Annotated in this window: 7 protein-coding genes; 5 read left to right on the forward strand and 2 right to left on the reverse strand. The window is 64.4% G+C overall.

What is annotated here, in order from left to right:
* The first annotated feature begins 141 nt into the window (after positions 1–141).
* The 3 genes from F1609_RS00370 to F1609_RS00380 are packed head-to-tail and all read left to right on the forward strand — an operon-like array spanning position 142 to position 5329.
* Positions 142–723 (forward strand): TOL_0243 family YfiR-like periplasmic protein, encoded by a 582-nt coding sequence (locus F1609_RS00370; RefSeq protein WP_167073580.1) that lies wholly within the window; start codon positions 142–144, stop codon positions 721–723.
* Positions 720–2747 carry a sensor histidine kinase, YfiR-like protein-associated gene (locus F1609_RS00375; RefSeq protein WP_167073582.1) on the forward strand — a complete coding sequence of 676 codons (2028 nt, stop codon included), beginning with the start codon at positions 720–722 and terminating at the stop codon, positions 2745–2747. The genes F1609_RS00370 and F1609_RS00375 overlap by 4 nt, the downstream gene beginning before the upstream one ends.
* Positions 2744–5329, forward strand: a complete 2586-nt coding sequence (locus F1609_RS00380; RefSeq protein ID WP_167073584.1) for an EAL domain-containing protein — start codon at positions 2744–2746, stop codon at positions 5327–5329. Before F1609_RS00375 ends, F1609_RS00380 begins: the two co-directional genes overlap by 4 nt.
* 15 nt (positions 5330–5344) lie before the next feature.
* On the opposite strand, the gene thiL is transcribed toward F1609_RS00380, so the two are convergent.
* Positions 5345–6313, reverse strand: a complete 969-nt coding sequence (thiL, locus tag F1609_RS00385) for a thiamine-phosphate kinase (RefSeq protein WP_167073586.1) — start codon at positions 6311–6313, stop codon at positions 5345–5347.
* An 87-nt stretch (positions 6314–6400) separates the two neighbouring features.
* A complete protein-coding gene (locus F1609_RS00390) occupies positions 6401–7621 on the reverse strand; it encodes a hypothetical protein (protein WP_167073588.1) in 1221 nt (406 codons plus the stop codon).
* A gap of 305 nt (positions 7622–7926) precedes the next feature.
* Between F1609_RS00390 and F1609_RS00395 the strand changes: the two genes are divergently transcribed.
* Positions 7927–10239, forward strand: a complete 2313-nt coding sequence (locus F1609_RS00395; protein WP_167073590.1) for an NADP-dependent malic enzyme — start codon at positions 7927–7929, stop codon at positions 10237–10239.
* A gap of 322 nt (positions 10240–10561) precedes the next feature.
* Positions 10562–11608 (forward strand): GDP-mannose 4,6-dehydratase, encoded by a 1047-nt coding sequence (gene gmd / locus F1609_RS00400; RefSeq protein WP_166877806.1) that lies wholly within the window; start codon positions 10562–10564, stop codon positions 11606–11608.
* Positions 11609–11611 lie beyond the last annotated feature (3 nt).

Consider the following 11611-nt stretch of genomic DNA (forward strand, 5'->3'; position numbering starts at 1 on the left):
AAATCGTCGTGCCGGCCCGGCCGTCCTGCCGTGCGCCACCGGCCTGTTGCTCTGATATGCTGGCCTTTACCGCTGAGTTTGCTTTTTGTCTGATCCGGATTGGAGTCCCATGTCCCCGATTCTTTTGCTGGCCGAACTGCCATGGCGGGCCTGAGCCGGTTCGCAGTGCGCCGGCGCGCGGGACGGGTGCTGGCGCTGCCGATCGTGCTCGCCCTGCTGGCCTGGAGCGGTGTTGCCGCGGCCCAGGCGCCGTCCAGCGTCGAAAACCAGGTCAAGGCGGCCTACCTGTTCAAATTCGCCGGCTTCGTCGAGTGGCCCGACGGCGCCTTTGCGCGCGCCGACAGCCCGCTCCAGATCGGCGTGAGCGGCAATGACGCCCTGGCCGACCAGCTTGAACAAATGGTGGCCGGGCGCACCGTCGGCGGGCACGCCATTTCCGTGCGCAAGCTGCGCCGCGGCGACGCCGTCAGCGGCATCCACATGCTGTTTATCGGCGCCGGCGAACGCGCCGCCGTGATCGACATGCTGGCCGCCGCGCGCGGCCAGTCGGTGCTGACCGTCTCCGACGCCGACGACAGCATCGCTTTGGGCTGCATGATCGCCTTCGTGGTGGCCCAAGACCGGCTGCGCTTCGACGTCGCCCTCGGCCAGGTCAACTCCAGCCGCCTGCGCATCAGCGCGCGCATGCTGGCCGCCGCCAACCGTGTTCAGGGGGCCTCATGATCGTGCGCTCGATCCGTGAAAAGCTGGTCACGGTGGTCATGCTCACCACCCTGGCGGCGCTGCTGGTCTCGATCGGCACCGTGATCGCCTACGACCTGCGCAACTACCACAAGGCCCTGCTGGGCGACATGGCCACCCAGGCCGAACTGATTGGGCACATGACCTCGGCCGCGCTGACGTTTGACGACGCCCGCCTGGCCACCGAAAACCTGGCGCTGCTGCGCATCCGCCCGTCGGTGCGGGCCGGCGCCATCTACGACGCCAAGGGCGCGCTGTTCGCTTCCTACCGCGCGCCGGGCGAGCAGCAGGCCTTCCCGGTCAGCCCCCAGAACGACGACCTGCGCGTCTCCGGCGACGACCTGCTGCTGTACCGGCGCGTGGTCGAAAACGGCGAACTGCTCGGCACCGTGTACCTGCGCGCCGAATACACCCTGGTGGCGCGCGCGGTCGACTACCTGAGCATCGCCGCCGGCGTGATCGCGCTGGCCATGCTGATCGCCTGGCTGATGACGCGCCGCCTGGGGCGCATCGTCACCGCGCCGATCGTCGCGCTCACCGAAACCGCGCGCGAAGTGGTCAGCACGCGCGACTACTCGCGCCGCGCCCCGCGCATCAGCGACGACGAAGCGGGCGAACTGGTGGACTCCTTCAACGCCATGCTGGGCGAGATCGAGCAGCGCACCGGCGCGCTCGAAACGTCGCACCACGCGATTGCGCGCGAAGCCGAGGAACGCGCGCGCGCGCAGCAGGAAATCATGGACCTCAACGAGCGGCTGGAAGTGCGGGTGCACGAACGCACCATGCAGCTGGAACTGACCAACGCCGAACTGGAAGTGGCCATGGCCGCGGCCAAGAACGCCAACCAGGCCAAGTCGGCCTTCCTGTCGTCGATGAGCCACGAACTGCGCACGCCGCTCAACGCCATTCTCGGCTTCGCCCAGATATTGACGTCCGAATCGCTGCCCTCGACCTTGCCGCAAAAGAAGGAATTCGCCGGCCACATTCTCAAGTCGGGGCGCCACCTGCTTACCCTGATCAACGAAATCCTCGACCTGGCCAAGGTCGAATCGGGCACCGTGACCTTGTCGATGGAACCGGTGGCGCTGGCCGACATGCTCGTTGAGTGCCGCAACATGACCGAGCCGCTGGCGCAGCAGCGCAAGATCCGCATGCTGTTCCCGGACGCGCCGCCGGCCGTGGTGCAGGCCGACCGCACGCGCCTGAAACAGGTGCTGCTTAATCTGCTCTCGAACGCCATCAAGTACAACCGCGAGATGGGCGCGGTGGTGTGCGACTGCAGCGTCGTCACCGCCAACCGCGTGCGCCTGTCGGTGCAGGATACCGGCATGGGCCTGCGCGCCGACCAGATCGATGCGCTGTTCCAGCCGTTTAACCGCCTGGGCCAGGAAAACGGCAGCGAAGAAGGCACCGGCATCGGCCTGGTGGTTACGCGCCGCCTGGTCGAACTGATGGGCGGCGAAATCGGCGTCTCGAGCAGCGTCGGCGTGGGCACCGTGTTCTGGATCGAACTGGGGCTGACCCAGCCCGTGCCGTCGGTGGCGCCGGAGGCGGCGGTGCTGGCGCTCGAACCCAAGGCGGCGTCCGCGCCGCTGGCCGAGCATACCTTGCTGTATGTCGAAGACAACCCGGCCAACCTGAAACTGGTGCAGGAGATCGTGCGCTACCGGCCCGACCTGCATTTGCTCACCGCGCCCGATGGCCACATCGGCATCGAACTGGCCAAGGCGCACCTGCCGGACGTGATTTTGATGGACCTGAACCTGCCATGCGTGAGCGGGTCCGACGCGCTCAAGGAATTGCGCAGCGACCCGCGCACGGCCCACATTCCTGTCATTGCGCTGACCGCCAGCGCGATGCCGCGCGACGTCGAGCGCGGGCTGGCCAGCGGGTTTGCACGTTACCTCACCAAACCGATCAACATCGACGAATTCAACGAGGCGATCGACACCACCCTCGCATTCGCCGACACGCGGCAGCTTGCGCAGAAAGCGCGGAATCCATGATATCTCTCGATGACATCCATAACGCCGCCATCCTGATCGTCGACGACCAGCTGGTCAACGTCCAGCTGCTCGAGTACCTGCTCACCACCACCGGTTACGCCAACGTGAGCAGCACCACCGACCCGCGCGAGGTGGCGGCGCTGCACATGAAGCACCGCTACGACCTGATCATCCTCGACCTGCACATGCCGGGCATGAACGGCTTCCAGGTGATGGAGGCGCTCGCGCCCATGGAAACCGAAGCGTATTTGCCGGTGCTGGTGGTGACGGCCGAACCGGACAAAAAGCTGGCCGCGCTCGACGCCGGCGCGCGCGACTTCGTCGGCAAGCCGTTCGACCCGGTCGAGGTGCTCACGCGCATCCGCAACATGCTCGAAGTGCGCCTGCTGCACCGCGAATCGAAGAACTACGGCACCCTGTTGGAGCAGACGGTACGCGAGCGCACCGCCGAACTGCAGCGCTTTCGCAGCGCCATGGACGCCACCGACGACGCCATTTTCCTGATCGATATCGTCGCCATGCACGTGGTGGATGTGAACGACGGCGCCTGCCGCATGCTCGGCTACCGGCGCGCCGAACTGCTGCGCCTCGACCCCACCGTGTACGGCCTGGCCGCGCGCGGCCAGCTGGCCTGCCAGGCCGACCCGGCGCGCGACGTGCTGCGCTACCCGGACCTGGTCGAAGACCAGCTCACGCGCGCCGACCTGCGCGAAGTGGCGGTCGAAATCTACTGGCAGACCCAGAGCGTGGGCGGCATGCGCATGCTGATCGCGGTGGCGCGCGACATCAGCGAACGGCTGGCCGCGCGCCAGCGCCTCAAGCACCTGGCCAGCTACGACAGCCTGACCGGCCTGCCCAACCGCACCCTGTTCTACCAGACCTTGCGCGAAGCGATCGAACTGGCGCAGGACAAGCACTGGCGCATCGTGGTGCTGTTCATCGCGCTCGACCGCTTCAAGACCATCAACGATTCGCTCGGCTCGGCGCTGGGCGACGAGTTGCTGCGCCAGTTCAGCACGCGCCTGGTGCAGTGCGTGCGCATCCGCGATACGGTGGGGCGCCTGGGCGGCGACGAATTCGCGCTCATTCTCACCATGACGCGCAACCAGCAGGACGCCGTCAACGTCGCCAACGAAGTGCGCGACGCCCTGCGCGCGCCGTTCGACCTGCACGGCCGCCAGGCGGGCCTGACGGCCAGCATCGGCATCGCCATGTATCCGGACGACGCCCTTGACCCCGAAACGCTGATCAAGTACGCCGATACCGCGATGGGCCGCGCCAAGGAAGCGGGGCGCGACGGCTACCGCTTCTTCACCGCCGGCATGAACGTGCAGGTGCTGGCCCGGCTCGACCTCGAACTGGCGCTGCGCCACGCGCTCGAACACAATGAGTTTTTGCTGTACTACCAGCCCAAGGTCAATTTGCGCACCGGCCGCATTGCCGGCGCCGAAGCGCTGCTGCGCTGGAACCGGCCCGGCTTCGGCCTGGTGTTTCCGGCCGAATTCGTGCCCGTGATGGAGGAAACCGGCTTGATCGTGCGCGTCGGCGCATGGGTGATCGAAGAAGCCTGCCGCCAGATCGCGCAGTGGTCGGCCAGCGAGGTTGGCGACGTGCGCGTGGCGGTCAATGTGTCGAGCCGCCAGTTCGTCGAGGGCGACCTCGAAGGCGACATCCGCGCGGCCATCGGCAGGCACGGTATCGAGCCTTCGCTGCTCGAACTGGAACTGACCGAAAGCGCGCTGATGTCCAACGCCGAACATACGATCAAGGTGCTGGGCAACCTCAAGCAGCTTGGCATCACGATCGCCATCGACGACTTCGGGACCGGCTATTCGAGCCTGGCGTACCTCAAGCGCTTCCCGATCGACAAACTCAAGATCGACATCGCTTTTGTGCGCGAGGTGACGGTCAACCCGGACGACGCGGCCATCGCGCTGGCCATCATCGGCATGGCGCATTCGCTGCACATGCAGGTCATCGCCGAAGGGGTGGAAACGCCGGCGCAGGTGGCCTATTTGCGGCGTCATCGCTGCGACGAAGTGCAGGGTTTTCATTTCAGCCGCCCGCTGCCGGTCAAGGAGTTCGGCGCCATGGTGCTGGCCAACCTGGCGCAGCCGCAGGAGCTTGATGCGCCCGACGATCACCGCCAGACCTTGCTGATCGTCGACGACGACGTCAATGTGCTGTCGGCGCTGCACCGGTTGTTCAAGCGCGATAACTACCGGATCCTGACGGCGGTGTCGCCGGCCGAAGGGTTCGAGCTACTGGCGCTGCATACGGTGCAGGTGATCGTGTGCGACCAGCGCATGCCGGTCATGAGCGGGACCGAGTTTTTGAGCAAGGTCAAGGAACTGTATCCGGACACGATACGGATTATCCTGTCCGGCTACACCGGGCTCGAAGCGGTGCTCGACTCGATCAACCGCGGGGCGATTTACCGCTTCTACACCAAGCCGTGGGACGAGACCCAGCTGCGCGACAACGTGCGCCTGGCGTTTCATCATTACTGGCTGATGAACGGGCCGAAGGACGATCCGCATAATGCGCACTTTGCCGATGCGGCGCAGGTGGCGGCGGAGTAAGCGGAAGGCGCGTAATCAGGCATTGGCGAAGTGGTCGAAACCGGCCAGCTGCAAATCGAGCGGGCGCCCCTGCGCGTCCATCAGGCGCAGGCCCGGCGCGGCATCGATGGTGCCCACGCGCGTGACCGCAGTGCCGCTCGCCGCGCCCGCGGCCAGGATCGCCGCGCGCTGTTGCGGCGCAGCGCTGAAGCACAACTCGTAATCGTCGCCGCCGGCGGCGCAGAACTGTCGGCGCAGCGCTTGCGGCTGCGCGGCGAGCACTTGGCCGGCCGGCAGCGCATCCACATTCAAGCTGGCGCCGGCGTTCGACGCAGCCAGGATGTGCCCCAGATCGCCCACCAGCCCATCGGAGATATCGATCGCGGCGTGGGCCAGGCGCGCATCTGCCAGGGCCAGGCCCAGCGCCACGCGCGGCGTGGGCATGTGCATGCGCGTGCCTGCCATCCGCTGTGCGGCATCGTCGAGTGCATATTCCTTGCGGTATCCGGCCAGCGCCAGGCGCGCATCGCCCAGGGTGCCCGAGATCCAGATATCGTCGCCGGCGATCGCCGCATCGCGCCGCAGCGCATGACCCGGCGCCAGTTCCCCGAAGATGGTGATGCAGATAGTCAAAGGGCCTTTGGTGGTATCGCCGCCAATCAGTTCGCAGCCATGCAGGTCGGCCAGTGCGAACAGGCCGGCGGCAAACGCCCCCAGCCAAGCCGGTTCGGCCGCCGGCAGCGCCAGCGCCAGCGTAAACGCGACCGGCCTTGCGCCCATCGCCGCCAGGTCCGACAGATTCACCGCCAGGCATTTGTGGCCCAGCATGCGCGCATCGGCGCCGGCGAAGAAATGGCGATCCTCGACCAGCATGTCGGACGAGATGGCCATCTGCATGCCGGGGGAGGGCGCGAGCAGCGCGCAATCGTCGCCGATGCCGAGCGCGGCCCGGCCTGGCCGATGACGTTTGAAGTATTGCTTGATAAGGTCGAATTCAGAGAGCATGCACAATTGTACTCCGGCACTCTGCCAACCCCCGGTGCCAACCCCCGGTGCCAACCCCGGTATCAGACCTGACACCGGGTGTGGTGCTTACAGCTTGCCCAGGGTGACTTCGACCAGCCGGCCTTTTTTCTTGAACTCTTCATTCACCGTCACCAGGATGCGTCCCTGGGCGTCTTCCGCCATCGAGGTCACTTCGCTGGTGGCGTCGGCATTGGCGCGCTTGTAGCCCGGCAGCAGGCTCGACAGGTCGGTCCATTTGTCGCCGTTGTCGTTCGACCACGCCAGGTAGGGCAGGCCATGCGCCTTGTCGAACCCGGCGGCGACGATCACGTTTGGCTTGCCCGCCGGCGACAGCAATTCGGTGATGTAGGGATAGCCGGCGCCGCCCGACAAGGGCTGCTTGAGCACGAACTTGTAGCTCTTGCCGCTGTCGTCGCTGCGCAGCAGGCCGCCTTCGACGCCGATGAACACGCGCTCGCTCTTGCCGAGGGTGGTGATCAGGTGCACATTGCGGTTTTCCAGCTCCGGCACGTTGATCGGCACCGGGACTGCGGACGCCAGCGCGGAATTGTCGGCGTTCATGCTGTAGGCGCGCACGTAGGCCATGTCGAGCGGGCATTCGCCGCCGGTCAGCAGGCGTCCTCCCACCACCTCGAAGGCCTGGTGCGTGCAGCTCATGCTGTCCATGCTGCCCATGAGCGGCTTCCAGGTGAGGCCCTGGTCGTTCGACACCTGCACGTTCTGGCCGGCGCCGCCATTGGCGAACCAGCGCTTGCCGACAGCCTTGACGTCGTTGACCTCCATGCGTTCGCAATAGGTGGCGTAGCAGATGCGGAAGTCCTTGTCCTTGGGAACGAAGGTCATCTTGGCTTGGTCGAGCTCGCATAAAGTGTGTTCCTCGGCGCTGCCCCAGGCCGGCTGCACCAGGACGGTCTTGCCATCCACCTGCTTGAGGTCGGCCGCGCGCCGCACTTCGACCTGCGCGCTGGCCGGCAGCTTGCAGGCGCCCAGCGCCACGTTTTGCCAGGCCGACCTGGCGCTCACGCCGCGCGCGGTGGCGATGACCGCGCTGCCCTCGGCTTCGGTATTGGTCAGCGCAACATAAGCGTTCTTGTCGTCGATGGTGATGGCTTTCATGCCGCGCTCGTTACTCATCAGGACGTCGACGCGGGCCACCGGATCCGGCGTCGGCAGAGGGGCCGGCTTGCCCGCGTCGCCGCCTCCGCCGCCGCAGGCGGCAAGCAGGGTGGCGGCGATCAGGCCGGCGGTGATCAGGCCGGCGGGTAGGCATTTCTGGATATCGTTCATGGGGCACTCTTTTCGGCTGGGTTGGCAAGGGCGCGCCGCGGGTCTGTGACCGCGGCCGCGATGCCCTGCATTTTCTGGCCAGCCAGGCCCGGGGTCTATTGCGTTTCTGTCTTGGATTTGTATCAACTGTCGGCAATCTGTACCGCCACGAGACGCCGAGCGAGCGTTCGCTTTGTTTTTCTGGACGCAAAAAAGTCATGTTTTACGGCAATTGACCCGGTGTTGGTGAAAATACGTACCTTGTTGAAAGATCACGTCTGATAAAATCGTCAGTCCCCGACAGTACACAGGAAGGCCGTACCAGCATGGATTCGTCACCAGACAAGAAGGAAGAATTGCGCCAGCAACTGCGCCTCGCCGCGCTCGAATATCACGAGTGCCCCCGTCCCGGCAAGATCAGCGTCACCCCCACCAAGCAGTTACTCAATCAGCGCGACCTGGCCCTGGCGTATTCGCCGGGCGTGGCCGCGCCGTGCGAAGAGATCGTCAAGGATCCGGGCAACGCCTATAAATACACGGCGCGCGGCAATCTGGTGGCGGTCATCACCAACGGTACCGCCGTGCTGGGTCTGGGCAATATCGGTCCGCTCGCATCCAAGCCGGTGATGGAAGGCAAGGGCGTGCTGTTCAAGAAGTTCGCCGGCATCGATGTGTTCGATATCGAAATCAACGAGCAGGACCCGGACAAGCTGGTCGACATCATCGCCTCGCTGGAACCGACGTTCGGCGGCATCAACCTGGAAGACATCAAGGCGCCCGAGTGTTTCTACATCGAGCGCCAGTTGCGCAGCCGCATGAAGATTCCGGTCTTCCACGATGACCAGCACGGTACCGCGATCATCGTCGGCGCCGCCATCCTGAACGGCATCAAGGTGGTCGGCAAGGATCTGCGCGAGTGCAAACTGGTGGTGTCGGGCGCGGGCGCGGCGGCGCTGGCCTGCCTGGAACTGATCGTCGACCTCGGTTTCCCGATCGAGAACATCTACGTGACCGACCTGGCTGGCGTGGTCTACAAGGGCCGCGCCGAACTGATGGACCCGGACAAGGCGCGTTTCGCGCAAGACACCCCATTCCGCACCCTGGCCGAAGTCATGCCGGGCGCCGACATTTTCCTGGGCCTGTCCGCTGGCGGCGTGCTCAAGCAGGAGATGGTCAAGGAAATGGCGGCCAATCCGCTGATCCTGGCATTGGCCAATCCGACCCCGGAAATCCTGCCGGAAGAAGTCAAGGCCGTGCGCGGCGACGCCATCATCGCCACCGGGCGTTCGGACTATCCGAACCAGGTGAACAATGTGCTGTGCTTCCCGTACATTTTCCGCGGCGCCCTCGATTGCGGCGCCACCACCATCACGCGCGAGATGGAAATTGCGGTCGTGCACGCGATCGCCGACCTGGCCCACGCCGAGCAGTCGGACGTGGTCGCCACCACCTACGGCATCAGCAACCTCTCGTTCGGCCCGGAATACCTGATCCCGATGCCGTTCGATCCGCGCCTCTTGATCCACATCGCCCCGGCCGTGGCCAAGGCCGCCTTCGAGTCCGGCGTGGCGACGCGTCCGATCGCCAACCTGGAAGCCTACGCCGACAGCCTGCAGCAGTTCGTCTACCGCAGCGGCACCTTCATGAAGCCGCTGTTCGCGGTGGCCAAGGCGGCGCCGCCGGAACTCAAGCGCATCGTCTACGCCGAGGGCGAAGAAGAGCGCGTGCTGCGCGCCGTGCAAGTGGTGGTCGACGAGAAACTGGCGCGTCCGATCCTGGTCGGCCGTCCGAGCGTGCTCGAGCAGCGCATCGTCAAGTTCGGCCTGCGCCTCAAGCAAGGCGAGCATTTCGACGTGATCAACCCCGACCACGACGAGCGCTACCGCGATTACTGGCAGACGTACTACGCGATGACCATGCGCAAGGGCGTGACCCAGGAATACGCCAAGCTGGAAATCCGCCGCCGCCACAGCCTGATCGGCGCGATGATGATCCACAAGGGCGACGCCGACGGCATGATCTGCGGCACCTTCGGCACCACCAATCTGCACCTGCACTATATCGACCAGGTATTGGGCAAGCGCGACGGCGCCAATGTGTACGCGGCCATGAACTTCCTGATCCTGCCGGAACGCCAGATGGCCATCGTCGACACCCACGTTAACGAAAACCCGACCGCCGAGCAATTGGCCGAGATCACCATCATGGCGGCCGACGAGATGACCCGCTTCGGCCTGATCCCGCGCGCGGCCTTGCTGTCGCACTCGAATTTCGGTTCGGCCAACAGCGCCTCGGCGCAGAAGATGCGGGCGGCGCTGGCGCTGGTGCAGCAAAAGGCGCCGCAGCTGGAAGTCGATGGCGAAATGCACGGCGACGTGGCGCTCGACGCCAAGCTGCGCAAGCAGATGATGCCGCACTCGACTTTGCAGGGCGAAGCGAACCTGCTGGTGATGCCGAATATCGACAGCGCCAACATCGCCTACAACCTGCTCAAGACCGCGGCCGGCAACGGCATCGCGATCGGCCCGGTGCTGCTCGGCTGCGCCAAGGCGGTGCATATCCTGACGCCATCGGCCACCGTGCGCCGCATCGTCAACATGACCGCGCTGTGCGTGGTCGATGCGGTGTCGGAGCGCTGATCGTCCTGTAAAAGAGCGCGTTTTTTCGCTGGAACGGCCGCCATCGTTGCTGATCGCGGCCGTTCTTTTTTGTAGTAAAAATGATGCGGATTGACGTGCATTACTACATTTCATTACAGTTCAAGATAGGCGTAACAATCCGTAAGGTACTGCCATTGTGCATAGAAAACAGGCATAATATGCACGCAAGTCGTTGTTTATATTGCACGAAATCGGTTTGCGTAAAGAATAGTCAAAGCGCTTCTGTTACAATGCTGAGTTGTTAACTGCGAGTCGGACGTGCAGATTACGGCACTCCAACTACACACGAATATCACGAATTATGCAAAAAACAACAAAAAAAGCCCTGATTACCGGAATCACCGGGCAAGATGGCGCCTACCTTGCGCAGTTGTTGCTTGAAAAGGGCTACGAGGTCACCGGAACCTATCGCCGCACGAGCTCGGTGAACTTCTGGCGTATCGAAGAGCTGGGCATCCAGGCACATCCGAACCTGCGCCTGGTCGAATACGACCTGACCGACCTGTCGTCCAGCATTCGCCTGATCCAGAGCGCCGAACCGGACGAGGTGTACAACCTCGCGGCCCAGAGTTTCGTCGGCGTGTCGTTCGAGCAGCCAGTCGCTACCGCAAGCATTACCGGCCTGGGCGCAGTCCACCTGTTGGAAGCGATCCGCATCGTCAATCCGAAAGCGCGCTTCTACCAGGCATCGACTTCCGAAATGTTCGGCAAGGTCCAGGCTATCCCGCAAGTCGAAGATACCCCGTTCTATCCGCGCAGCCCGTACGGTGTGGCCAAGCTGTACGCCCACTGGATGACGGTTAACTACCGCGAGTCGTATGGCATTTTCGGTTCCAGCGGCATCCTGTTCAATCACGAGTCGCCACTGCGCGGCCGTGAATTCGTTACCCGCAAGATTACCGATTCGGTCGCCAAGATCGTGCTCAACAAGCTCGACGTGCTGGAACTGGGCAACCTCGACGCCAAGCGCGACTGGGGTTACGCCAAGGAATACGTCGAAGGCATGTGGCGCATCCTGCAGGCCGAACAGCCTGACACCTTCATCCTGGCCACCAACCGTACCGAAACCGTGCGCGACTTCGTCACCATGGCGTTCAAGGGCGCCGGCATCGACATCGAATACACGGGCAAGGGCGAAGCCGAGACCGGCCATTGCGCCCGCACCGGCAAGCTGCTGGTGCGCATCAGTCCCAAGTTCTACCGTCCGGCCGAAGTGGAATTGCTGATCGGCGATCCGGGCAAGGCCTTGCGCGAGCTGGGCTGGGCCCCGACAACCACGCTGGAGCAGTTGTGCCAGATGATGGTCGAGGCCGACATGCGCCGCAACGAACAGGGTTTTTCGTTCTGATAT

It is taken from the genome of Massilia aquatica (genome assembly GCF_011682045.1).
In the GTDB taxonomy this organism is placed as follows: Bacteria; Pseudomonadota; Gammaproteobacteria; order Burkholderiales; family Burkholderiaceae_D; genus Telluria_A; species Telluria_A aquatica.